We start from the raw sequence: 24,623 nt of genomic DNA, 5'->3' as shown, positions 1-24,623 counted from the left end.
CTGCCGGTCGGGTTTTTTGTTGGCTGCGCGCCGAATATATGTGCTTACGGAAACACCACCGTCCGGTCGCCGTTCAGGAACACGCGGCGCTCGATGAACGCCTTCACCGCGCGTGCAAGCGTGATGCATTCGACGTCGCGGCCGACCGCGAGCAGTTGCTCGGGACGCAATGCGTGATCGACGCGTTCGACCACCTGCTCGATGATCGGACCTTCATCGAGATCGTCGGTCACGAAGTGCGCGGTCGCGCCGATCAGCTTCACGCCGCGTGCATGCGCCTGGTGATACGGCTTCGCGCCCTTGAAGCCGGGCAGGAACGAGTGATGGATGTTGATTGCGCGGTTCGCGAGCTTCGCGCTGGTTTCCTGCGACAGCACCTGCATGTAGCGCGCGAGGATCACGAGTTCGGCACCGCTCGATTCGAAGAAGTCGAGCCACTGCGCTTCCTGCTGCGCCTTGGTGTCGGCCGTGATCGGGAAGTGGCGGAACGGCAGCCCGTGCTGCGCGGCGAGCGGCTCGAAATCCGGATGGTTCGACACGATGCCGACGATGTCCATCTTCAGCTCGCCCATCCGCCAGCGGAACAGCAGGTCCGCGAGGCAGTGCTCGAGCTTCGACACCATGATCAGCACTTTCGGGCGCGCGTTGACGTCGTGGATCGCCCATTGCGTGTCGCCTTCACCGCCGCCGCCGAGCCCGGTCGCGATCGGCCCGAACTCCTGGCGCAACGCGTCGATCTGTAGCGTCTCATCCGTCGGATGAAACACGCAGCGCACGAAGAAGTGGTTGCTGAGATCGTCGTCGAACACGTTCAGCGCATCGACGTAGCAGCGATGGCGCTCGAGAAAGCCGACGACGGCGGCGACCTGGCCGGCCGCGCTCGGGCACGACAGCGTCAGGACGAATTGATCGGGGCGTGAGTCGGCGGTCATGAAATTCCTCGGAGTCATGGGTCGCGAACCCGCGCGGCGGCGCACCGGGGCGCCAGGCTACGCGGGTAGCGGGAGACTCAAGTAAATCAGGACGTTTTCGGCGCGGATAGAACCAACCCGCCGTGTGGCTGGTATCGGCGCGCCAGCGCGGCCGGGCGGGGGCGGCGCTTCATGTGCGGGCTCGCCGGCGGGCGTCGGGCGACGGGGCGCAGCCGGTACGGCCCGCGTCGGGCGCGTATCCTCCGGCCGGCTGGACGATCGTTCAGGCAGGTGCGCACGCATCCAGCAGCCAGCGCCGGAACACGTGGGTCGCGTCCGGCTCGGGGCGCTGCGGTGGACGCACGAGGAAGTAGCCGCGCGACGTGACGACGGGCGCGTCGACGAGCTTCACGAGCTGCCCGGACGCGACGAGCTCGTCGACGAGCGGCGACCAGCCGAGCGCGACACCCTCGCCGAGCAGCGCAGCATGGATCACGAGCGCATAGCTGTTGAAGGTCACGCCGCGCGCGGCGGCCGGCGCGTCCTGGCCGTGCGCGTCGAACCAGCCGGCCCACGACAGCCAGCGTTCGGGGCGCGTCGGCTGCACGTGCAGCAGCGGCAGCGCATGCAGGTGGTCGGGCCGGGCGACGTGCGGGTGCGCGGCGCGGAACGCGGGCGAGCAGACCGGGGTGACGGATTCCGGAAAGAGCCGCGCGGCCGTGCACGACGGCCAGTGGCCATCGCCGAACAGGATCGCGATGTCGGCGTGGTCGCGCTGCGCGTCGAAGTCCTGTGACGTGACGACCCGCACGTCGACGTCCGGCATCACGCGTTTCAGGCCCGCGAGGCGCGGCATCAGCCAGTAGGTCGCGAAACCGAAATCCGTGACGATCGTGAGTGCGCCATGCTCGCGGCGCGCGCGCAGCGTCGCGGTGGCGCCGCGCAGCGTGTCGAGGCTCACCCGCACGGCTTCGTACAGGCACTGGCCGTCGCTCGTCAGCGTGACGCCGCGCGGGCTGCGCTCGAACAGCGGCACGCCGAGTTCCGCCTCGAGCTGGAACACCTGCTGGCTCACGGCCGGCTGCGTCGAGCCGAGCTCGCGCGCGGCGGCCGTGAAGCTCTGGAGACGGGCGGCCGATTCGAACGCGCGCAGCGCCTGCATCGACGGTAACGGTTCGGATTTCGACATAAGTCTCTCTAATGGCCTCATAAGGGCCGGACGCCTTCCCGCGCGAATTCGGGCGGGGGATAGTGCTTCGGACGGCACGGCACCGTGCCGATCCTTCCGCGATTCTAGCCAGTCGCGGCCGGTGCGCGCGGCACTTTCTTCACGCTGCGTCCGTCATGCTGGCTGCGCCGCTGCCCAGGCGTCGCACCGTTCCGTTCGAACACCGATTTCCCCACGACCGCCGATGACGAACCCGACTCCCAACATCCTGATCCTGATGGCCGACCAGTTGACGCCGTTCGCGTTGCCGGCCTACGGCAATCGCGTCGCACGCACGCCGACGCTCGACCGGCTGGCCTCGCAAGGCGTGGTGTTCGATGCCGCGTATTGCGCGAGCCCGCTGTGCGCGCCATCGCGCTTCTCGCTGCTGACCGGCAAGCTGCCGTCGGGTATTGGCGCTTACGATAACGCCGCCGAACTGCCGGCGCAAACGCTGACCTTCGCGCACTACCTGCGCGCGGGCGGCTACCGCACGATGCTGTCCGGCAAGATGCATTTCTGCGGCCCCGACCAGCTGCACGGCTTCGAGGAGCGGTTGACGACCGACATCTATCCCGCCGACTTCGGCTGGGTGCCCGACTGGGACCGCCCGACCGAGCGGCCGAGCTGGTATCACAACATGAGCTCGGTGCTCGAGGCCGGCCCGTGCGTGCGCACGAACCAGCTCGACTTCGACGACGAAGTCACGTTCGCGGCGAAGCAGAAGCTCTATGATGTCGCGCGCGAGCGTGCGGCCCTGCACGACGAGCGGCCGTTCTGCATGGTCGTCTCGCTGACGCATCCGCACGATCCGTACGCGATCACGCGCGAATACTGGGATCTGTACAGCGATGACGAGATCGACATGCCGGCCGTGCGGCTCGATGCGGCCGAGAGCGATCCGCATTCGCAGCGGCTGCGCTTCGTCTGCGAAAACGACCGCACGCCGCCGACCGACGCGCAGATCCGCGCCGCGCGCCGCGCGTACTATGGCGCGACGTCCTACGTCGACGCGCAGTTCGGCAGCGTGCTGGCCGCGCTCGACCAATGCGGGTTCGCAGACGACACGATCGTGATCGTCACGTCCGACCACGGCGACATGCTCGGCGAGCGCGGACTCTGGTACAAGATGACGTTCTTCGAGGGCGGGTGCCGCGTGCCGTTGATCGTGCATGCGCCGGGCCGCTTCGACGCCGCGCGCGTGCGCGGACCGGTATCGCACGTCGACCTGCTGCCGACGCTCGTCGACCTGGCTGGCGCGGCGCCGGCCGGCGGCTGGCCCGACGCGATCGACGGCGCGAGCCTCGTGCCGCATCTGCGGGGCGCGAGCGCGCACGACGTCGCGCTGGGCGAATACCTTGCGGAAGGGGCGGTCGCGCCGGTCGTGATGATCCGCCGCGGCGACTGGAAGTACGTGCATTGCCCGGCCGACCCCGACCAGCTCTACAACCTCGCCGACGATCCGCGCGAGCGTACGAATCTGGCCGGTCTGCCCGAAGCTGCCGACGTGCTCGCCGCATTCCGTGCGGAGGCGGCGCGGCGCTGGAACCTGCCGGAACTCGACGCCCAGGTGCGCGCGAGCCAGCGGCGGCGCCGGTTCCATTACGCGGCGACGACGCAGGGCCGCATCCAGGCATGGGACTGGCAGCCGTTCTCCGACGCGAGCCAGCGCTACATGCGCAATCACATCGAACTCGACACGCTCGAAGCGATGGCGCGCTTTCCGCGCGTCGGGCGCTGAACGTACCGCATCGCGGTCATTGACGAACGACGGAGGAAGCGAATCATGAAACGGCAATGCAATGCAGCAATCCGGAGGCTCGGCACGGCGCTGGCCGCGGCCGGGTGCGTGGTGGCGATGCAGTCCGCACACGCCGCCGATCCGCAGACGTGTCGCGACGTGAAGATGGCGGCGCCCGGCTGGACCGACATCGACGCGACGAACGCGATGGCCGGCGTCGTGCTGAAGGCGCTCGGCTACCGGCAGGACGTCGCGAACCTGTCGGTGCCGATCACATACCAGGGCTTGAAGAAAGGGCAGGTCGACGTGTTCCTCGGCAACTGGATGCCCGCGCAGGCGCCGCTCGTGAAGCCGTTCGTCGACGAGAAGTCGATCGACGTGTTGCACGCGAACCTGAGCGGCGCGAAGTTCACGCTGGCCGTGCCCGACTACGTCGCGGCGGCTGGCGTGCACACGTTCGCCGATCTCGCGCGCTACGCGGACCGCTTCGGCGACAAGATCTACGGGATCGAGCCCGGCGCGCCCGCGAACCAGAACATCAAGCGGATGCTGTCCGATCATGCGCTCGGGTCCGCGAACTGGTCGCTCGTCGAATCGAGCGAGACGGGGATGCTCACGCAGGTCGAGCGCGCGGTGCGGGACAAGCGCTGGATCGTCTTTCTCGCGTGGGAGCCGCACCTGATGAACACGAAGTTCCACTTGACCTACCTGTCGGGCGGCGACGCGTATTTCGGCCCGAACTATGGCGGTGCGACCGTCAACACGGTGACGCGCCCGGGCTTTGCCGGCCAGTGCGCGAACCTGGCGCGGCTGTTCCGGCAGATGACGTTCTCCGTGGACGTCGAGAACCGCATGATCGCAGACATGCTCGACCACAAAACGTCGCCCGCGCTCGCGGCGCAGCATGTGCTGAAGGCCGACCCGGCGCTCGTCGAGGGCTGGCTGGACGGCGTGACGACCGCATCCGGCACGCCGGCCCTGCCGGCCGTGCGCGCGGCGCTCGACGCCCGCTGACCTGCCTCCGGGCGGCCGGTTTTTGCCGTGCCGCCCGTCTCGGTGTTTTCCCGACCAGTCGCATCAAGACCATTTGGTGTCGCCTTCAGACTGGTGACCTGAAATATGGGTTTGTATTTTTCGCCAATGGCTCCGTTATTGCGGAAAACGAAATGCCGAAGCCAGCGGACGTAACGAATTCGAATCAGCCGGCGTATTGCTGCGCGCGCCAGGCCACGGTTCTTTCCATCGAAGGGTTCAGGGAGGGTGGTCGACAATGAAGCAAAAGAAAGTTGCCGTAGCCGCCGCGCTGGCATGCGCGGCCTGTATTCCCGCCATCGGCCACGCGCAGAGCAGCGTGACGCTATACGGGATTCTCGATGCGGGCATTACGTACGTTAACAACACGGGCGGTTCGCACGTGGTCAAGTTCGATGACGGCGTTTCCTACGGGAACCGCTTCGGCCTGAAGGGCACGGAAGATCTCGGCGGCGGCCTGAAGGCCGTGTTCGCGCTCGAGAGCGGGTTCCACCTCGGCAACGGCCAGCTCGGCTTCGGCGGGGCGGAGTTCGGGCGGCAGGCTTATGTCGGTCTCCAGAACGACTGGGGCACGCTGTCGTTCGGCAACCAGCTGGACATCACCAACGAGCTCGTGTCGATCTACAACATCTCGGCATGGGGCAGCGGCTACGCGATCCACCAGGGCGACTTCGACCGTTTCAATGGCGACCGCCTGCCGAACTCGGTCAAGTTCCTGTCGAACGACCTGAGCGGCTTCAAGTTCGGCGCGATGTACTCGTTCGGCAACGTCGCCGGCAACTTCCATCGCAACAGCGCATGGAGCGCGGGCGCAAGCTACACGAAGGGCGACTTCTCGATCGGCGCCGCTTACACGCGCCTGAACAACCCGAACGGCATCTATGCGTTCGACCCGTACGCGATGATCGGCACGCATACGTTCCTCGGCCAGCAGACCGTGACCGTCGATCCGGCGACCGGCGCCCGCACCGACCTGTTCGCGAACACCGCGATGGACGTCGACAGCCAGGGCACGTTCGGCATCGGCACGAGCTACACGATCGGCAAGCTGTCGCTCGACGCGAACTTCTCGTACACGACGATCAAGGGCTTCGGCCAGTCGTCGCACATGCAGGTGTACGAAGGTGGCGGCCTGTACCAGTTCACGCCGGCGCTGAGCTTCATCGCGGGCTACCAGCACACGCGCTTCGAAGGCCACCACTGGAACCAGGGCACGGCCGGCCTGCACTACCTGCTGTCGAAGCGCACCGACGTGTACATCTCCGGCGATTACCTGCGTGCGTCGCAGGGTGTCGATGCCGTGATCGGGTACAGCTTCACGCCGTCGACGACGCAGACGCAGGCCGATGTGCGGATCGGGATGCGGCATTCGTTCTGAGCGGGGTGGGGTAGTTCATTCGACGTCTTCAGCGAGGTCTCTCTTTGGCGCGAACCGCGGTTCGCGCTTTTTTTTTGTACGGTGTGGTGCCGCGCGTGGCGGACGTGCACGAGACGAGGTTTCGGCGGTTGGCGATATCATCGCGGTTTGACGCGCCCCGTGTCTCGCCGATCGCCCGCTTCCACACATCCCTCCGATGACCGCACCGTTACCCGCCAACCTGTTCCGCCACGCACCGTTCCAGCGCTTTTGGGGCACGCGCGTGATGTCGTCGCTCGCGTTCCAGATCCTGTCGGTCGCGATCGGCTGGTACGTCTATGCGCTCACGCACAGCGCGTTCGCGCTCGGTCTCGTCGGGCTCGCGCAGTTCGTGCCGATGTTCGCGCTGACGCTCGTCGTCGGGCAGGTGGCCGACCGTTACGATCGCCGGCGCATCGCGACGATCTGCCAGAGCGTCGAGGCGCTGGCCGCCGGCGTATTCCTGCTCGGCACCGCGAAAGGGGGGCTCACCGCACCGGGCGTGTATGCGCTTGCGGCGATCGTCGGCACCGCGCGCGCGTTCGAATCGCCGTCGGTGTCGTCGCTGCTGCCGGCCGTCGTGCCGCGCGGCGACCTGCCGCGCGCGACCGCGCTATCGACGTCCGCGAACCAGGCCGCGCAGATCCTCGGGCCGGCGTTCGGCGGGCTGCTGTATGGCGTCGGCGCGCCCGCCGCGTTCGGCACGAGCGTCGTCGCGTTCGCGATCGCGGCGGTGCTGAGCGGCACGATTCCGCTGCGCAGCGCGCCCCCCGCGCGCGAGCCGGTCACGCTGCGCTCGGTGTTTTCCGGTATCGCGTTCATCCGGCGCGAACCGGCGATCCTCGGTGCGTTGTCGCTCGACCTGTTCGCGGTGCTGTTCGGCGGCGCGACCGCGCTGCTGCCGATCTATGCGCGCGACATTCTGCAGGTCGGGCCGTGGGGGCTGGGCGCGTTGCGCGCGGCGCCCGCGGTCGGCGCACTCGCGGGCACGCTGTGGCTTACGCGTTTTCCGTTGAAGGGGCGGCCCGGCCGCGCGATGTTCGGCGGCGTGATCGCGTTCGGCATCGCAACCATCGTGTTCGGGCTGTCGAGGCATTTCGCGGTGTCGCTCGTCGCGCTGGCGGCGTTGGGTGCGTCGGACGTCGTGAGCGTCGTCGTGCGCCTGTCGCTCGTGCAACTGCGTACGCCCGACGACATGCTCGGCCGCGTGAGCGCGGTCAACTCGCTGTTCATCGGTACGTCGAACCAGCTCGGCGAATTCGAATCGGGTGTGACGGCGGCGTGGTGGGGCGCGCCGGCCGCGATCGTCGTCGGCGGCGCGGCGACGATCGCCGTCGCGCTGACATGGATGAAACTGTTTCCTCAGCTGACCAACATGAAGTCGCTCGAACGCGACGCATGACGCGCGTCACGCATCCTGCGTCACGCGCACGGCCGTGCCGTAGCAGATGACTTCCGTCACGCCCGACCCGATCTCGGTCGAGTCGTAGCGCATCGCGACGATCGCATTCGCGCCGAGCTTGCGCGCGTCGGCGAGCATCTTGTCGAATGCCTGCTCGCGCGCCTTCTCGCACAGCGACGTATAGAGCGTGATGTTGCCGCCGAAGATGGTCTGCAGCGCCGCACCGAACGAGCCGACGATCGAGCGCGAACGCACGATGATGCCCTGCGCGACGCCGAGCGAACGGACGGTCGTGTGGCCGGGCAGGTCGAACGCGGTCGTGACGCGCTCGGGCGAGAGATCGTCGGCGGAGCGGGGGAGGTCGGTCATGGATGTGCACCGTGTTGCGGAAGTGATCGAACGACGATTCTATCCGGAACGGGAAACGCGCTCGAATGGGCGCGCACGACGCGCGCGCCCGGTGCGGCTCGAGGCGGCGAGGTCGCGTCAGCGTTTTACGGTTGCGCTGCCGTCACCGCCGAGATCGACTGCATACGCGAGCGCCAGCTTGCCGAACTTCAGCGCGTGGTTCGCCTGCCGGTCCGAATTCTCCAGCGTGTCGTTCACGGTATGGATGTACGGACTGTCGTTCTGGTCGGCCTCGAACGGGAACGACGCCGGATAACCCTGCGCATTCCAGGACGCGTGGTCCGAACAGGCATATCCGCATTGCGACGTGCCGATCGCGAGTTCGGGCAGGTAGGTCTTCGCCAGGTTCGTCAGGTAGATGTTCTGCGCGGCGCTCGTGTAGTCGGTGATCAGGTAGATGTCTTTCGGATCGCCCTTGTAGTTCGTCATGTCCAACTGCAGCACGCCAACCACGTTCGCATTCTGCGTGCGGAACTGCTTGGCGATCGCCTTCGATCCGAGCAGCCCGGCTTCCTCGGCCGCGTAGCCGACGAACTTGATCGTTCGCTTCGGCCGGTAGTCGTTCGCGAGCAGCACGCGCAGCGCTTCTGTCAGGCTGGCAATGCCGGACGCATCGTCGTCGGCGCCGGGCGAGCGCGTGTTTTCCGTCGTGCGGCCGACCGTCGAATCGAGGTGGCCGCCCAGCACGACCGTGCCCGCGGCGGGATCGCTGCCGCGAATCGTTAGGATCACGGATTTCTGCGGGAAGCCCGTATGCGCGAACTGCTCGACGGCGATGTCGGTGCGCGAGCCGGCCAGTTGCTTCCACTGCAGCGCGAGCCAGTCCGATGCGGCGACGCCGTGCGACGTCGTGTAGTAGCGGTTGGTGAAGCCGGACATCGATGCGATCGTGCCGACGATGTTACTGGCCTGCAGTTGCTGCACCCAGGTTTTGATCTGCGGCGCGTTCGACACCGTGTAAGCGGTCGCGGCCACCTGTTTCGCGAGCGCCGCGGGTACCGGCTGCAACGCCAGGCGTGCGTCGTCGAACGAGTCGTGCACGATGTAGCCGGGCCCGTGGCCGCGCGCATGGTGTACCGCATGGGCGAGTTCGCCGAGCCGCGCGTCGTCGATCTCGACGACGTGCACGGTTTCGCGGCGCGCGGCGCCGTCGGCCGTCTTGCCGGCGTCGAGCGTGGTGCTGTATTGCGCGGTCGCGCTCGCATCGATGCGTTGAAGCTGGCGGAAAGCGGTGTCGCCGAGCGTGATCCACACCGGCGTGGCGTGCGCGGCGGCGGTCAGCAGCATGCCGCCCAGCGCGGCGCTCAGGCGGGTCAATGTCAGAGTAGGCATGTTCGATCTCGTGAGGATGGCGATGTCGAGGAAGAGGGCGCGCCGCAGGTCGTGCGACGCCCCCCCCGCCTGCTACGGAATTACGACTTCTGCGGCACGGTCACGCCGTACGTGCAACTCTTGTTGTACGCATTGCCGATCGCCGTGAGCTGCGCGCTGCTGTAGCCGAGTGCGGCGGCGGCTGTCAGCACCGCTTGCGCGGCGGCCTTCTGGTTCGTCGAGCTGTTGGTCATCGACAGGCCCTTCAGGAACGCCTTGTCCATCGCCTGCGCGCCGATCGCGTCGCGCGCGACGAGGTTGCACGACGCCCAGTACTGGCCGGCCGTGTGGATCTCGGCGCCGCGTGCCTGCGCGTAGGTGCGCCCGACGTTCCAGTTCGTCACGCGGCCGCCCCAGTATTCGTTGTGGCCGTCCCAGTTGTAGACCCAGTGATACTGCGCGTCGGACGGGCTCCACTGGTTGAAGTCGCGGCTGTACGCGGCGGCGAGATAGTCGCCGGTGCCTTCCGACAGGCCTTCCTGCTGTGACAGGCCGCCGTTGGTCACCCAGTCGTGGATGCCGTGGCCGAGCTCGTGGATCACGACGTCCGCATCTTCCGCATCGTCGACGCCGCCCTGGCCGAAGGTGAGCCGGCCGCTGCTCGACGAGTACGACGAGTTGTCGTCGCCCGATTCGCCGTGCGGGTCGTACTGCACGCCGCCCGTGTACTGGTACGGCATCGCCTTGATGCCGAGCGTCTGATTCACGTAACGAAGGAACGTGTCGATGTGGTAGTACGTGTTCACCGCCTCGAAGTACAGGTTGCCGCGCGTGAACTCGAATGCGGGCGTGGCCTGTGCCGGGCAGGCGTTGTCGCGCGGCGCATCGAAATCGACGCACGACGCATACGGGCCCGACAGCACGTAGCGTGAATTCGACTGCGCGAGATCCTTCAGCGTCACGCGTACGCGCGAGGCCGTGAGCTGCGTGGAATCCGCATCGTTGTTGTCCTTGTAGCCCGTGCTGCCGTAGCTGCTCTTCGTCGACGAAAGCGGATCCGGCCGGAACACGAAACCGGTGCCGTCGGTCGCATAGAACGCCTTGTCCTCGGCGCGCAGCACTTCGCCGCTGCCCGCGTCGATCAGCAGTTCCCAGTCGCCCTTCGGGCCGTCCTGCGGGCGGCCGCGCACCTTCCATGCGGTATGCGTGCCGGCCTTGTCGACGAACGCGACGAGCTGCGCGTCGAGGTTCGTGAAGCCGCCGACGCCGAGATACGCGCGCGCGCGGTCAAGCGCCTGCTGCTGGTCGACGGCCTGCGCCTTGCGCGCGGTGGCGACCACGCCGTTGATCGTGTTGCTCGCGACGTACAGGATGCGGCCGTCCTTCGCGACCGTCACCGCGATCTCGCTGCCGTATACGGGCAGCCCGGCCGCCTGCTGCTGGAAGCGCACGACGGTGAAATCGGCGTCGTCGCGCTCCGACGTCACCGCGAGGCTCGCGAGCGCGGCTGGGTCGAGCCCGAGCTGCGTCGCCTGCGATGCGACGAAATCGCGCGCGGTGGCGGCGGGCGTGGCGGCCGCCTTCTTTGCGCGATACGCGGGGTTGTACAGCGTGACGGCGACGCCGTCCGCGCGGAACTGACCCGCGGCCGTATCGGCCTTGGTCGCGGCCGGTGCCACGCCGCGCGTCAGGCTTTCGCGCAGGCTCGACGCCTGCGGGTTCGCGACCTTGGTATCGGCCGCGCTGCCGCCGACGATGCCGAAGCCGAGCGCGAGACCCAGGGCGATCGGCAATGCTTTGCGTGATGTCTGCATACGTGATCCTCATCTCAACGGTTGAACACGCCCGCGCGCTCGTGGCGAGCAGGCACGACACGGCCCACGCGCCGGCTCGATGGAACCGGTGCGAGAAAGCGGTGCAGGGAGATTCGACTGACTGAGGACGACTAAGCGTCAGGTCGAAACGAATTGAAGCGGAAAGGCGGCGGGGAAGCGAACGGAAGGCAGGTGCGGCGACGGCGAAGCGAGCATCGTCATGTCATACCCCTCGGATCGGCATTGATGGCGGTTTGGCAGCCTGCGTGGCGCGACGTGTGTCAGGCCCGGGCTCTCATCTCCTTAGGGCTGCCTATCTAATTAATTGCGAGGTATGTTACAGAATATTTTCGGCGACATTGCAATTTATTTTCGAAGGCCGCTTCGGTCCGTCGATCAATCGGCGGCATTGTTCATCGAATGACGTGAAACGCTGTCGAAGCGCGCAATAGCGCGCCGGATTGTACGTAAAGGCGGCGCTGCTCAGCGCGTCGCGCGGCGGTCGCTGCGCGGGCTCACGCCGAAACGCGAGCGATACGCGCGCGAGAAATGAGACGGCGATTCGAAGCCGCATGCGACGCAGACCGACGTGATGCTCATGTCGGTCTGCTGCAGCAGCTCGCGGGCGCGATCGAGGCGCAGGTTGAGGTAGAAGTGTGTCGGCGTGTCGTTCAGCGTCGCGCTGAACAGCCGTTCGAGCTGGCGCCGCGTGATCGACACGTCCTGCGCGAGCGCGTCCGAGCCGAGCGGGCTCTCCATATGCCGCTGCATCATGTCGATCACCTGGATCAGCTTGCGGTTGTGCACGCCGTAGCGCGCGGCGATCTCGAGCCGCTGGCTGTCCGAGCGTTGCCGGATGCGGCTGACGACGAACTGCTCGGAGATCGCCGCCGCGAGATCGGCGCCGTGCCGTCTCCCGATCAGGTCGAGCATCATGTCGATCGACGCGGTGCCGCCCGCGCAAGTGATGCGCCGGTCGTCGATCTCGAACAGTTCCTGCGTCGCGTTCAGGCCGGGATAGCGTTCGCGGAACGCGGCAAGCGCTTCCCAGTGCAGCGTGAGCGTTTGCGATGCGTCGAACAGCCCGGCTTCCGCGAGCACGAAGCTGCCGGTGTCGATGCCGCCGAGCGTCGCGCCGTGCCGGTTCTGGCGGCGCAGCCAGTCGCCGAGTGCGCGGTCGTAGCACACCAGCGGATCGAAGCCGGCGACGACGAACACCGTCTCGACCTGCGCGACGTCCGCGTACGCGGCTTCGGCGGCGACCGGGATGCCGTTGCTCGCGGCGACGGGCGCGCCGTCCGCGCTGATCACGTGCCAGCGGTACAGCTCGGTGCGAAAGCGGTTCGCGACGCGCAGCGGTTCGACCGCAGACATGAAGCCGAGCGCTGAGAAGCCGGGCAGCAACAGAAAGTGGAAATCCTCGGGCATCGGGGCGTGGGGTGGAATCGGGTGGTCGTCACGTACGGGCGCGACGCAACGTGGCACGGCGAGCGGGCAGGCACGCGCATGCCGCGCCCGGCTCGCGCAAGCCGAACGTTCAACGCACGATTATCGCGGGTTTTGCAGGTGCTCAGCGCGTTTTTGCGCCGCGCACCGCGCGGCGCGCTGTCGTCGAAGGCAGTTCGCCGAACTGGGCCTTGTACGCGTTCGCAAAATGCCCGAGGTGGATGAAGCCCCAGCGCGCGGCCGCTTCGCTGATCGGCAGGTCGGACTGCCGCGTGTCGAGCAGCAGACGTCGCACCTGCGCGAGGCGTAGCGAGCGCGTGTAGTTCAGCGGGCCGGTTTGCGCGACCGACTGGAAGCTGTTCTGCATCGTGCGCCGGCTCACGCGCAGTTGCGTGCACAGGCTCAGGATGTCGACGGGCGCCTCCGGGTGCTCGATCACGTAGTCGTGCACGCGCCGCACGATGTCGGCATGGCACGCATGCGTCAGACGATTCGACGGCTCGGGCATGCGATACGTGAGCAGATCGACGAGCACGTTCGCGACATCGCCGCGCAGCCCGGACTGCGCACGCGCTGTATCGAACGTATCGGGCGCCGACAGCACGCGTTCGAGCAGCGTCGCGAGCTGCACGCTCGCGCGTTCGCGTGCGGCGACCGGCACATCGGCGACGCCGCGCCGCAACGCGCGCTCGTCGAGCCGGACATCGGCGGCATCCTCGATTTGCTGCATCAGCTCGGAATCGACGACCACGCCGATCAGCGACATGTCGTCGGGCGAATGGAGTTCGAAAGGCGAGCCGCCGCGCGCCAGTACGATCGTGCCGCGCTCGATGCGCGCATCGCCGAATGCGAAGGTTCCCGAGCCGGTGAGCGGCATGCCGAGCACCGTATGGCCGGGCGGCAGGCGTCCGCGCTGGATGATGCGCACGTTCGCCGCTTCCTGGAACAGTTGCACGCCGTCGAACTCCGCGTGCTTGACCGCGCTGCGATACGAGCCGGAGCCGATCTGGTCATAGCGCTGATCCCAACCGCGCAGCGCCTCGGCATGCCGGTCCGCGTCGTCGAACATCTGATGAAACACGAGCATGGCGCCTCCGGCGGTCGTTCGGACCGCGCAAGATTAAACCGACCGCACGGTCGGTGCAATACGGATGAGCGCTATTTCCGTGGGGGTTTTGGAGGGGGCGGAAGGTGTCGACCACGGGTGCCTTTCAGGCGGTTTTCCAATATCCCGAATCGGCACGCACGCGTTGCCGGTCCGGGTGCTGAACGGATTTATTGTCGAACTACAGTCGCCCCACATAACGTGAATCCCAACTGGAGGCGACATGAGAACAAGGCGACGCACCGCGGCTTTCGCGGCGACGCTGGCGTTCGCGGCGGCGTGGGCCGGCAGCGCATACGCGACAGAAAAGCCCGAGGAACTGGTCGTGCAGAAGATGCCGCCGTGGCATCCGCACGAGGTGTACGTTGTCGATATCGCAATGCCGACGATGACCGACGGGCGCATCTTCGTGTACGACGCCGACGCAAAGAAGCTGCTCGGCCAGATCGATGGCGGCTTCGCGCCCGGCCTCGCGATCTCGCCCGACCACAAGACGAGCTTCATCGCGACGACCTATTTCTCGCGCGGCTCGCACGGCACGCGCACCGACGTCGTCGAGATGACCGACAACACGACACTCGATCACACCGGCGAGATCGTGATTCCGGCGAAGCACGGGCAGCACGTGCCGTCGCCGTACAACACCGCGTTCAGCGCCGACGGCAAGCGGTTGTACGTCGCGAACATCACGCCGGCCGCGTCGGTGACGGTGATCGACGCGGTGTCGAGGGCGGTGCTGTCGGAGATCGATACCGCGGCATGCGTGCTTGCCTATCCGTCAGGGAACGACCGGTTCACCGCGCTGTGCGAGAGCGGCAAGGCGCTCACCGTCACGCTCGACGCGAACGGCAAGGAGGTGAAGCGCACGATGTCCGAGGCATTCATCGACGTCGACAATGATCCGGCCTTCATCAACGCGTCGCGCTACCACGGTGGCTATCTGTTCACGACGTACCACGGCAACGTGCGCAGCGCCGACTTCAGCGGCGACAAGCCGGCGTTCGGCAAGTCGTGGTCGTTGCTGACCGACGCCGAGCGAGCCGAAGGCTGGCGCCCGGGTGGCATGCAGCAGACGGCCGTGCAGGTGAAGCAGAACCGCTACTACGTGCTGATGCACAAGGGCGGCGACGGCACACACAAGGATCCCGGCACGCAGGTCTGGGTGTACGACCTGAAGTCGAAGCAGCGTGTCGCGCGCTGGGACCTCGCGCAGCTGAAGGTCGATCCGCTCGTGTCGATCCAGGTCAGCGAGGACGACAAGCCGCTGTTCTACGGGCTGACGGGCACGTCCGATCTTGCCGTGATGGACGCGCAAACGGGCAAGCCGCAGCACGTCGAGAAGCAGATCGGCAGTACGTCGACGCTGCTCGTGAACCCGTGAGGCCGCGATGACGCTCGATCCCGTACTTGCCACCAGCGCGCAGGCTGGCGCTGCCGTCGTCGTGCTGCTCGGCGCCTTCGCCAAGATCCGCCGGCCCGCGGCGTTCCGGCAGGCGCTCGCCGGCTATCGCCTGCTGCCTGAGGTACTCAACGCGCCCGCCGCGTTCGCGATTCCGCTCGCGGAAGCCGTCTGCGCCGCAGCGCTGCTGTTTCCCGATACGCGCACGACCGGCGCGCTCGGCCTGATCGCATTGCTGCTCGTCTTCGCGGCCGGCATGACGATCAACATCCTGCGCGGCCATACCGACATCGACTGCGGCTGCTCCGGTTTTGCCGCGGCGCGCGCGGACGCGCCGCGCGGCATCGGCTGGCTGCATGTCGCGCGCGTGCTGCTGCTCGTCGTGCTGGCCGCGATCGCGTTCGTCGAACCGGGCAGCCGCGCGATCGTGTGGTTCGACTACCTGACGCTGTTCTCTTCCGTGCTTCTGATCGTCTGCGCGCTGCTCACCGTCGACGTGCTGCTCGCCAACGTACCGCGCCTTTCCCACCTGAGGAATTCATGATGCAAACCGCTCTCACCGTTTCCACCGCCTTGCTGTGGGTCGCCGTTCTCGCGCTCGGCGCGATCTGTCTCGCGCTCGTGCGTCAGATCGGCATCCTGTACGAACGGATCATGCCGGCCGGCGCGTTGATGATCGACAAGGGGCCGGCGGTCGGCGCGATCGCGCCGACGTTCGAGCTGACCGACATTCGCGGCTCGCAGGTGAAGGTCGGCGGTATCGATGCATCGGGCAAGGCGACGCTGCTGTTCTTCCTGTCGCCGACGTGCCCGGTCTGCAAGAAGCTGCTGCCGCTGTTGCCGTCGCTGCAGGCGAGCGAATCGACGCCGGTGAACATCGTGCTCGCGAGCGACGGCGATCTCGACGACCACACGCGCTTCGCACAGAAGCACGACCTCGCGCGTTTCCCTTACGTGCTGTCGCAGGAGCTGGGCCTCGCGTATCAGATCGGCAAGCTGCCGTACGCGGTGCTGCTCGACGACACCGGTACCGTGCGCGCAAAGGGTCTCGTCAACACCCGCGAGCATCTCGAGAGCCTGTTCGAAGCGAAGGAGCGCGGCGTTGCATCGCTGCAGCAGTTCGTGCACGGCAATCTCGACCATGGCGGTCACGAAGGGCACGCGCAGCACGCGTGATCGGCCGGCTCTCTTTCAACGTCAACGGAGAACAACCACATGGGGCTGTTTGATTCATGGTTCGAGCGGTCGGCGCGTGGCGTCGCGCAGCATAGTTCGCGGCGCAGCGCGATGGCGAAGCTCGGCAAGGTGCTGGTCGGATCGGCGATGCTGCCGCTCTTGCCCGTCGATCGCACCGCATATGCAGCGGATGCAGCGTCGGGCGCGTCGGCGGCTTCGGGTGCTGCCGCGCCGGGCGCGAGCGACGATCCGATGAGCTGCGATTACTGGAAATACTGCGCCATCGACGGCTGGCTGTGCAGCTGCTGCGGCGGTACGTCGAGCAGTTGCCCGCCGGGCACGACGCCGTCGCCGATCACGTGGATCGGCACGTGCCGCAACCCGCACGACGGTTCGGACTACATCGTGTCGTACAACGATTGCTGCGGAAAGACGTCGTGCGGCAAGTGCTTCTGCAACCGCAATGAGCGCGAGAAGCCGCTGTACAAGCTGTCGCTGAACAACGACATCAACTGGTGCATGGCGAACGGCAATTCGAATTACCACTGTTCGGTTTCGGTCCTGCTGGGGGCGGCGAAGCAATGAAAATGAAGCAAGCTGGAACGATGGTTGTCGCGTGCGTGGTGGCTGTTGCGGGTTTTGCGTGGCCGGGTCTCGCCGGTGCGCAGCAGGCTGTCCACTACCCGGCGGGCAAGAGCCTGTTCGATGCGCAGTGCGCGGTGTGTCACCAGGCGGGCGGCAAGGGGCAGGACGGCCTCGCGCCGCCGCTGACCGAGTACCCGGGCAGGTATGCAACGGCCGATGCGGGCCGTGCGCAGCTTGTCGCGACGCTGTTGCACGGGATGTTCGGCGAAATCACGGTGCACGACAAGCGCTACAACTTCAAGATGCCGTCGTTCGCGAGTGCGAGCGATGACGATATTGCGAACGTGCTCAACTATGTCGTATTCGATCTCAACGACGAGCACGGCGACGCGAAGCCGTTCACGGCGGCCGACATTCGCGCGGCACGCGCGAAGGAGATGGACGGCACGGCCGTTCATGCGCAACGTGCGGTCGTGACGAAGGGGCTGGGGCTTTGAATGCCGTGCGCATTCGTGGTCGCGGCCGGCGTGTGGCGGCGTCGCGGATCGGAGCGTTCATGGCACGCCGTCTGTCTTCGATGCTGGCGGTCGCTGCCGCGGCATTTGCGATTGCCGTACCCGCACATGCCGACGGCGTGGCCGACGCCACACTCGCGCGACAACACTGGGTGCTCAATTGCATGGGCTGCCACACGGCGACAGGCGGCGGCATTCCGGGCAAGGTGCCGCCACTCGCGAATTCGCTCGGTTATTTCACGCATCTGCCGGCGGGGCGCGAGTACGTGATGCGCGTGCCCGGCGCGTCGAACTCGGCGCTGTCCGACGAGGAACTCGCCGACGTGCTCAACTGGGTGCTCACGACGATGAACCGCGATGCGCTGCCGCGTGGCTTCAGGCCTTATACCGCCGCCGAAGTCGCCTCGCACCGACGGCCGGCGTTTTCGGATGTCGCGACGGTACGTGCCGGGCTGGTTCGTGCACTGCACGAGCGCGGGATCGACGGTGTGTCGGATCGGTACTGATCGGCTTCGCTGATGGAGATTCGGCACCGGGCACGGCGGGTTGCCGGTATTCGTGGCGGCGCGGTATCCCCGCGCCGTCACGCGCGGACCAACTCGACGCCGAGGATCGGGCACGCCGCGCAGGCGATGCGCATTGCGTTGACCGGATGCTGCGGCGCGTAGCGGCTTCCCGACCGAGAATACCGAATTGGCAGCGCGCCATTTCCGCGTTACGCTCGTTTTCGTTAGCCAACACCGGCGCCGGATGGATCGTGGGAGGCTCAAATGGCGATCGAATACTTTGCAGAGCGCAATCCGGTCACACGAAACCTGCCCCGATCGTTGGCGACCAAGGCCGGCGATCTGGTGTTCGTATCCGGTCAGGTGGCGAGAAACGAAGACGGGAGCCTCCTCGCGGGCGGAATCGAAGCGCAGACGCGTCAGACATTGAAGAACGTCGCCCACGTACTCTCGCTGGCGGGATGCACACTCGGCGACGTGGTGAAAACCACCGTCTGGCTCGAGGACGCGCGCGACTTCGCCGAATTCAATCGTGTCTATGGGGAGTTCTTCCCGGGGAACAAGCCGTCACGATCGACCTTGCAGGCGACGAACATGGTGGGCACCAAGATCGAGATCGAGGCGATTGCCTGCAGGCCTTGAGCGCGGGAAATGCCGGAAAACCGACGAGAGCCGGTCTTGCAAGCGACGCGGTCGGATGCGCTGAGACATGCGCCACATGATGGCTTCGTGCGTGCACCGCACAAAACACGCAAATCCCCAACGTCAGACTGCATTCGTTAGAATCGTTCGTCGTCAAGGCAATCATGCAGATTTGCATGGGCGCAGCGGTAGCCACTCACGAATACCGCGCCCCCTCATCCCATGCTTCATCCTTTACCGGAGGCGAACGTGCCAGGATTACTTCCCGATGTCGACCGCGACGGGCTTCTCGAATATTCGGTGGTGTACACCGACCGGTCGATCAATCACATGTCGCAGCGCTTTCAGGGCGTCATGCGCGATATTTCCGCCGCGCTGAAGAAGGTCTACAACGCGAAGGCGGCCGTCATCGTCCCGGGCAGCGGGACGTTCGGCATGGAAGCCGTGGCCCGGCAGTTCGCGACGAACAAGAAGTGTCTGGTCATCCGCAACGGCTGGTTCAGCTTCCGCTGGTCGCAGATTTTCGACATGGGCAGCATTCCGTCCGAATCGATCGTGTTGAAGGCGCGTCCTGTCGAATCAGGCAGGCAGGCGGCGTTTGCGCCGGCCCCGATCGAAGAAGTCGTCGCCGCGATTCAGGAACACAAACCGGACATGGTGTTCGCTCCGCACGTCGAAACCGCCTCCGGGATGATGTTGCCCGATGCGTATCTGCGCGCGGTGGCCGACGCCGTGCATGCGGTCGGCGGCATGTTCGTGCTGGATTGCATCGCGTCCGGCACGATCTGGGTCGATATGGAGAAGAGCGGTGTCGACGTGCTGATCAGCGCGCCGCAAAAGGGCTGGAGTGCGTCGCCGGGTTGCGCACTGGTCATGCTCAGCCCGCTCGCTCGCGAGCGCATCGATGCGACGACCAGCACCAGTTTTGCCTGCGATCTGCGCAAGTGGCTGCAGATCATGGAAGCCTACGAGAACGGTGGCTTCGCGTACCACGCGACGATGCCCACGGACAGCCTTGCGACGCTGCGCGATGTGATCAAGGAAACGGACGCATACGGCTTCGACAAGGTGCGGGCGGAACAGCTCGAACTCGGCACGCGGATTCGCGCGTTGCTGGCCGAGAAGGGTTTCAGGAGCGTGGCGGCGCCAGGGTTTGAGGCGCCTGGCGTCGTGGTCAGCTACACCGACGATGACGACATCCGGTCCGGCAAGAAGTTCGTCGATGTCGGCATGCAGATCGCGGCCGGTGTGCCGCTGCAATGCGATGAGCCGGCGGATTTCAAGACGTTCCGCATTGGCTTGTTCGGTCTCGACAAGCTGCATGACGTCGATGCCGCGGTCCGTAGGTTTGCTAGCGCGTTGGAACGGATTCTGTAGGGCGCGTTTTTGATCCAAGGGTGGGGCGCATGGTGCGCTCGACATGATCGAGGCCATCCGAACGATCGACCGAGGTTGGAAGCCGCCAGACTCGGCGGCGGCTTCCGACCCAAATGAGCCGACGGATAGTGGCGACTGCACGCCCGCATTGGATCGCACCACGGACGCTGCTATTCGTATAAGCACTGTTGGACTGCGGACAGTTTCCCACGCCCGTACTCAACCATTCAGGACAGTGACATGACCGAATGCGCGCTGACATTTGCCAGTCAGACCGAATGGGAAAGCTGGTTAGCGCAAAATGGCGGCACGTCGAGCGGAGTATGGCTGCGTCTGGCGAAAAAGGGCGCCACGCAGCGAACCGTCACCTATGGTCAAGCGTTGGAAAGCGCGCTCTGCTATGGCTGGATCGATGGCCAAAAGCAGGCCGAGAGCGAGACGCACTGGCTACAACGCTTCACTCCACGGTCCGCAAAAAGCATCTGGTCCAAGCTCAACAAAGACCGGGCCGAAGCGCTGATCGCCGCGGGCAGAATGCGCGCGCCGGGCATGCGCGAGATCGAGAGGGCGCGGCACGACGGCCGATGGAAGGCTGCTTATACGTCGGCCGGCAACTCGACCGTGCCGGACGACCTGCAGGTGGCGTTGAATGCAAATTCGCAAGCCAAGGCGTTCTTTGAAACACTGAATAGCCGCAACCGCTACGCCATCCTGTTCCGGATACAGAATGCGAAAAAACCGGAAACACGGGCGCGTAAAATTGCGGAATTCGTCGACATGCTGAACCGCGGTGAAACCCTCCATCCGTAGATATCGTGCGTCTGATGGAGATCTTGCGAAACGCGGGCACCGAACCGGTCATGGCCGATTCGTTTCTGCAGCGGTCCAGCCAGATGGCGGTTCGTCGATGTACGCAGCCGTTACCTGCATCGCCATGTCTCGCGAACAGGGGCGGCTGCCGAAGCTGGCGCCGCTTGCCGACGATCCTGATACCTGAATCGCGGATATCGTTTTTTTCAGCGGACCACGGCCCGATGACCGACGGGGTCGGCCGTAGCCGACCCGCATCAACTGCAATTACACGGCCGCGTTGCGATTCGCCTCGATCACCGTCAACGCCGTCATGTTCACGATCCGTCGCACGGTCGCACTGGACGTGAGAATGTTCACCGGCCCATTGACCCCCAGCAGGAACGGCCCGACCGCAACGTTACTGCCGGCCTCGGTCTTGAGCAGGTTATAGGCGATATTCCCCGCATCCACGTTCGGACACACGAGCAGGTTCGCCGCACCCTTCAGCGGCGACATCGGCAGCAGCCGCGACCGCAGCGCCTCGTCGAGCGCACAGTCGCCGTGCATTTCGCCATCCGCCTCGATATCCGGTGCATGCGCGCGAATGATTTCGAGCGCTCGGCGCATCTTCACGCCCGAGGCCGCGCTCCCCGACCCGAAGTTCGACCGCGACAGCAACGCAGCCTTCGGCGAGAGATTCAGCCACTCCATCTGCCGCGCGGCCGCGATCGTGAATTCCGCGATCTGCTCCGCATCCGGGTTGTCGTTGACATGCGTATCGACCAGCGCGACCGTCCGCTGATTGAGCAGCAGGATGTTCATTGCGGCGTAGGTCGACGCACCGGGCTTCTTGCCGATGACTTCGTCCACGAACCGCAGGTGATTGTGATACTCGCCGACCGTCCCGCAGATCATCCCGTCCGCATCGCCGAGCCGTACCATCATCGCGCCGATCAGCGTCAGGCGGCGCCGCATTTCGACGCGCGCCATTTCCTTCGAGATGCCGTCGCGGCAGCGCAATTCCCAATACGTCGTCCAGTATTGCGGGAAACGTTCGTCATATTCCGGATTGGTCACTTCGACATCCTGACCGAGACGCAGGCGCAGGCCGAATCGCTCGATACGCGCGAGCAGCACCTCCGGACGCCCGACCAGGATCGGACGCGCGAGCTTCTCGTCGACGATCACCTGCACCGCGCGCAGCACGCGCTCGTCTTCGCCCTCGGTGAACACGATGCGTGCCTTGCCGCCGTCACGCACGAGCTGACGCGCGGTCGCGAACAGCGGCTTCATGAACGCGCCCGAGTGATAGACGAATTGCTGCAACTGCTCGACATACGCGTCGAGATCGGCGAGCGGGCGCGTCGCCACACCGCCTTCGATCGCGGCCCTGGCCACGGCCGGCGCAATACGCACGATCAGGCGCGGATCGAACGGCTTGGGAATCAGGTATTGCGGACCGAAGGACACTTCATCGCCGCCATAGGCTGCCGCGACGATGTCGTTCTGCTCTTCCTGCGCGAGGCCGGCAATCGCGTGAACCGCGGCAATTTCCATTTCGCGGGTGATCGTCGTTGCGCCCACATCCAGTGCGCCGCGGAAAATGTACGGGAAGCAGAGAACGTTGTTGACCTGGTTCGGGAAATCCGAACGGCCCGTCGCGATCACAACGTCGTCGCGCGTCGCATGCGCGAGTTCAGGGAAGATTTCCGGCGTCGGATTGGCGAGCGCGAGAATCAGCGGACGCGCGGCCATCGCCTTCAGCATCTCGGGCTTCAGAATGCCGCCGACCGACAGCCCGAGGAACACGTCGGCGCCGCCGATCACTTCGGACAGCGTGCGCGCGTCGGTTTCCTGCGCGAAGCGTTCCTTGGCGGGATCCATCAGCGTGGTGCGGCCGCGATAGACGACGCCTTCGATATCCGTCGCCCAGATGTTCGCGACCGGCAGCCCGAGGTCGACGAGCAGGTCCAGGCAGGCCAGCGCCGCGGCACCGGCGCCCGACGTCACGACCTTCACCTCGGAAATCGACTTCCCGACCACCTTCAGCCCGTTGATGAACGCGGCGGCCACGGTAATGGCGGTGCCGTGCTGGTCGTCGTGGAAGACGGGAATCTTCATGCGCTCGCGCAGCTTGCGCTCGACCGTGAAGCATTCCGGCGCCTTGATGTCCTCGAGGTTGATCCCGCCGAAGGTGGGCTCGAGGCCGGCGATGATGTCGACGAGCTTGTCCGGATCGGTCTCGTTGATCTCGATGTCGAACACGTCGATCCCGGCGAACTTCTTGAACAGCACGGCCTTGCCTTCCATGACCGGCTTCGACGCGAGCGCGCCGATGTTGCCCAGACCCAGCACGGCGGTGCCGTTGGTGATGACGCCCACCAGATTCCCGCGGCTCGTGAAGCGATGCGCGTTCAGCGGCTCGGCGGCGATCGACTCGCACACGCTGGCGACGCCGGGCGTGTAGGCGAGCGCGAGATCGCGCTGCGTCACGAGCGGCTTGCTGGCCACGACGGAGATCTTCCCCGGGGTCGGAAACTCGTGATAGTCGTACGCGGCCTGCTGCTGAGTCTCTGTCTGTTTCATGTTTTTGGGTCCGGGCGTGCGCGCCAGGCCAGTCCCGACGCGATCCATGAGGTGATTCTAGGGATCGGCCATAAGGAGATGATTCTGTTTTAATATCGGTCCATCACTTTTTCATGATGATGTGGCGGTCCGGCAATGACATTCGACGCGAACGACGTGGTGAGGCGGCTCGGTGCGCGCCTGAAGATGCGGCACCTGATGCTGCTGCTGCAGATCCAGCAGCACGGGTCGCTGACGCGCGTCGCGGAGCACATGGCGAGCAGCCAGCCCGCCGTGACGAACGCGCTGTCCGAGCTGGAAAGCATGTTCGGCACGCCGCTGTTCGAGCGCTCGTCGCGCGGGATGCGGCCGACCGCGCTCGGTTCGGTCGTGCTCGAGCGCGCCAGGGCGATGCTGAAGGACCTCGACCATCTCGCCCGCGAGATGGAGGCGGTCGCCGCCGGCCACGCCGCCCACCTGCATATCGGCGTGATTCCGTTTATCTCGGGCCAGATGCTGTCGGCGGCGCTCAAGCGGCTGCAATCCCGGATGGAGCGGCGCCTGACCGTGACGATCCACGAAGGCACCAGCGACCAGCTGCTGCTCCAGCTCAAGGACCACAGCGTCGATCTCGTCATCGGGCGGGCGTCGTCGGCGGTCGATCTGGGACAGGTTTCCTTCGAAGTCCTGTACCAGCAGCAGCCCCGGATGATCGCGAGCCGGCGCCTTGCCGCGAAACTGGCCCGCATGAAGCTCGACTGGGAGAAGCTGCACGAGCTGGACTGGATTCTCGGCGCGCCGCACACGCCGATGCGGGAGCAGGTGACCGACCTGTTCCTGTCGGCCGGCATCGCGCCGCCCGTGCCGATCGTCGAAAGCTACTCGTCGAAGCTGATCGGCGAAATGATCGCATCGAGCGACGACGCCGTATCGATCGTGCCGACCGATATCGCGGAAGAAATGGTGCGCATCGCCGGCGTGGCGATCGTGCCTTACTCGCTGGTCTGGACGCTGCCGCCCATCGCGCTGTTTACCCGCGCCGCCGAATCGCATGCGCCGACGCGGGATCTGCTCGTCCAGGCGCTGCGCGAGATCTGCAGGGAAACCTACGTCGAGGGACCGCGATAACGCGTCGGGCGCCGGCCCGCACCCGCCCGGCCGGAAGCGGCGCCACGCCCGCTCCGGCATCGCCGCCGAAGCACGCTCCGTCGGCATCCGTTACGCCGCATCCGGACAAACCCATCTTCACCGTAATTCGCCTGAAACCCCCGCCATACAAGCCATTGCCCGAGC

Annotated in this window: 22 protein-coding genes; 14 read left to right on the top strand and 8 right to left on the bottom strand. The window is 66.0% G+C overall.

The window, feature by feature from the left end; all coding sequences use genetic code 11:
• Window positions 1-44: 44 nt before the first annotated feature.
• Together purU and LGM71_RS09610 are read right to left on the bottom strand one after the other, a co-directional pair.
• Window positions 45-932, bottom strand: a complete 888-nt coding sequence (gene purU / locus LGM71_RS09615) for a formyltetrahydrofolate deformylase (RefSeq protein WP_059685599.1) — start codon at window positions 930-932, stop codon at window positions 45-47.
• A gap of 262 nt (window positions 933-1,194) precedes the next feature.
• On the bottom strand, window positions 1,195-2,121 hold the full coding sequence (locus LGM71_RS09610) for a choline sulfate utilization transcriptional regulator (RefSeq protein ID WP_124622127.1): 927 nt from the start codon (window positions 2,119-2,121) through the stop codon (window positions 1,195-1,197).
• Window positions 2,122-2,323: 202 nt separating this feature from the next.
• Between LGM71_RS09610 and betC the strand changes: the two genes are divergently transcribed.
• The 4 genes from betC to LGM71_RS09590 all read left to right on the top strand — a co-directional run bounded on the left by betC (window position 2,324) and on the right by LGM71_RS09590 (window position 7,689).
• Complete coding sequence (gene betC, locus LGM71_RS09605) at window positions 2,324-3,859, top strand: choline-sulfatase (protein ID WP_226114724.1); 1,536 nt, start codon at window positions 2,324-2,326, stop codon at window positions 3,857-3,859.
• A gap of 45 nt (window positions 3,860-3,904) precedes the next feature.
• Window positions 3,905-4,873 carry a choline ABC transporter substrate-binding protein gene (gene choX, locus LGM71_RS09600; protein ID WP_226114723.1) on the top strand — a complete coding sequence of 323 codons (969 nt, stop codon included), beginning with the start codon at window positions 3,905-3,907 and terminating at the stop codon, window positions 4,871-4,873.
• Window positions 4,874-5,129: 256 nt separating this feature from the next.
• Window positions 5,130-6,269 carry a porin gene (locus LGM71_RS09595; RefSeq protein ID WP_059534205.1) on the top strand — a complete coding sequence of 380 codons (1,140 nt, stop codon included), beginning with the start codon at window positions 5,130-5,132 and terminating at the stop codon, window positions 6,267-6,269.
• A 196-nt stretch (window positions 6,270-6,465) separates the two neighbouring features.
• Complete coding sequence (locus LGM71_RS09590) at window positions 6,466-7,689, top strand: MFS transporter (protein WP_124622122.1); 1,224 nt, start codon at window positions 6,466-6,468, stop codon at window positions 7,687-7,689.
• Window positions 7,690-7,695: 6 nt separating this feature from the next.
• Here the strand turns inward: LGM71_RS09590 and LGM71_RS09585 are convergent, their stop codons facing one another.
• The 5 genes from LGM71_RS09585 to LGM71_RS09565 all read right to left on the bottom strand — a co-directional run bounded on the left by LGM71_RS09585 (window position 7,696) and on the right by LGM71_RS09565 (window position 13,755).
• On the bottom strand, window positions 7,696-8,058 hold the full coding sequence (locus tag LGM71_RS09585) for a YbjQ family protein (protein WP_059600237.1): 363 nt from the start codon (window positions 8,056-8,058) through the stop codon (window positions 7,696-7,698).
• Window positions 8,059-8,175: 117 nt separating this feature from the next.
• A complete protein-coding gene (locus tag LGM71_RS09580) occupies window positions 8,176-9,429 on the bottom strand; it encodes a M20/M25/M40 family metallo-hydrolase (RefSeq protein ID WP_226114722.1) in 1,254 nt (417 codons plus the stop codon).
• 80 nt (window positions 9,430-9,509) lie between these two features.
• Entirely contained in the window at window positions 9,510-11,222 is a 1,713-nt protein-coding gene (locus tag LGM71_RS09575; protein ID WP_226114721.1) for a M36 family metallopeptidase, read from the bottom strand.
• Between the two features lie 483 nt (window positions 11,223-11,705).
• A complete protein-coding gene (locus LGM71_RS09570; protein WP_151047593.1) occupies window positions 11,706-12,650 on the bottom strand; it encodes a GlxA family transcriptional regulator in 945 nt (314 codons plus the stop codon).
• Window positions 12,651-12,792: 142 nt separating this feature from the next.
• Entirely contained in the window at window positions 12,793-13,755 is a 963-nt protein-coding gene (locus tag LGM71_RS09565; protein WP_226114720.1) for a helix-turn-helix domain-containing protein, read from the bottom strand.
• A 241-nt stretch (window positions 13,756-13,996) separates the two neighbouring features.
• Here LGM71_RS09565 and LGM71_RS09560 point away from each other — a divergent pair, with 241 nt between their 5' ends.
• The 9 genes from LGM71_RS09560 to LGM71_RS09520 all read left to right on the top strand — a co-directional run bounded on the left by LGM71_RS09560 (window position 13,997) and on the right by LGM71_RS09520 (window position 20,783).
• Entirely contained in the window at window positions 13,997-15,154 is a 1,158-nt protein-coding gene (locus tag LGM71_RS09560) for an amine dehydrogenase large subunit (RefSeq protein ID WP_226114719.1), read from the top strand.
• Window positions 15,155-15,161: 7 nt separating this feature from the next.
• Complete coding sequence (locus LGM71_RS09555; protein WP_059600231.1) at window positions 15,162-15,716, top strand: MauE/DoxX family redox-associated membrane protein; 555 nt, start codon at window positions 15,162-15,164, stop codon at window positions 15,714-15,716.
• A complete protein-coding gene (gene mauD, locus LGM71_RS09550; RefSeq protein ID WP_226114718.1) occupies window positions 15,713-16,348 on the top strand; it encodes a methylamine dehydrogenase accessory protein MauD in 636 nt (211 codons plus the stop codon). The genes LGM71_RS09555 and mauD overlap by 4 nt, the downstream gene beginning before the upstream one ends.
• A 39-nt stretch (window positions 16,349-16,387) precedes the next feature.
• The gene (locus tag LGM71_RS09545; RefSeq protein WP_059534225.1) at window positions 16,388-16,933 is read left to right on the top strand and encodes a methylamine dehydrogenase light chain; all 546 of its coding nucleotides are present in this window, start codon (window positions 16,388-16,390) and stop codon (window positions 16,931-16,933) included.
• Window positions 16,930-17,430 (top strand): c-type cytochrome, encoded by a 501-nt coding sequence (locus tag LGM71_RS09540; RefSeq protein WP_226114717.1) that lies wholly within the window; start codon window positions 16,930-16,932, stop codon window positions 17,428-17,430. Before LGM71_RS09545 ends, LGM71_RS09540 begins: the two co-directional genes overlap by 4 nt.
• A 59-nt stretch (window positions 17,431-17,489) precedes the next feature.
• Window positions 17,490-17,954 carry a c-type cytochrome gene (locus tag LGM71_RS09535; RefSeq protein ID WP_226114716.1) on the top strand — a complete coding sequence of 155 codons (465 nt, stop codon included), beginning with the start codon at window positions 17,490-17,492 and terminating at the stop codon, window positions 17,952-17,954.
• A gap of 264 nt (window positions 17,955-18,218) precedes the next feature.
• Window positions 18,219-18,596 (top strand): RidA family protein, encoded by a 378-nt coding sequence (locus tag LGM71_RS09530; RefSeq protein WP_226114715.1) that lies wholly within the window; start codon window positions 18,219-18,221, stop codon window positions 18,594-18,596.
• Window positions 18,597-18,845: 249 nt separating this feature from the next.
• Entirely contained in the window at window positions 18,846-19,973 is a 1,128-nt protein-coding gene (locus tag LGM71_RS09525) for an aminotransferase class V-fold PLP-dependent enzyme (protein ID WP_226114714.1), read from the top strand.
• A gap of 240 nt (window positions 19,974-20,213) precedes the next feature.
• Window positions 20,214-20,783, top strand: coding sequence for a YdeI/OmpD-associated family protein (locus tag LGM71_RS09520; RefSeq protein WP_226114713.1), 570 nt, complete (start codon window positions 20,214-20,216; stop codon window positions 20,781-20,783).
• A gap of 267 nt (window positions 20,784-21,050) precedes the next feature.
• On the opposite strand, the gene LGM71_RS09515 is transcribed toward LGM71_RS09520, so the two are convergent.
• Window positions 21,051-23,351 carry an NADP-dependent malic enzyme gene (locus LGM71_RS09515; protein ID WP_059600336.1) on the bottom strand — a complete coding sequence of 767 codons (2,301 nt, stop codon included), beginning with the start codon at window positions 23,349-23,351 and terminating at the stop codon, window positions 21,051-21,053.
• Window positions 23,352-23,486: 135 nt separating this feature from the next.
• Here LGM71_RS09515 and LGM71_RS09510 point away from each other — a divergent pair, with 135 nt between their 5' ends.
• Window positions 23,487-24,458 (top strand): LysR substrate-binding domain-containing protein, encoded by a 972-nt coding sequence (locus LGM71_RS09510; protein ID WP_226114712.1) that lies wholly within the window; start codon window positions 23,487-23,489, stop codon window positions 24,456-24,458.
• Window positions 24,459-24,623: the final 165 nt, after the last annotated feature.

It is taken from the genome of Burkholderia sp. AU33545 (assembly GCF_020419685.1).
Taxonomy (GTDB): Bacteria; Pseudomonadota; Gammaproteobacteria; order Burkholderiales; family Burkholderiaceae; genus Burkholderia; species Burkholderia diffusa.
The sequence above is the reverse complement of the archived record's forward strand: the minus strand, read 5'-3'. Positions and strand labels throughout refer to the sequence as shown.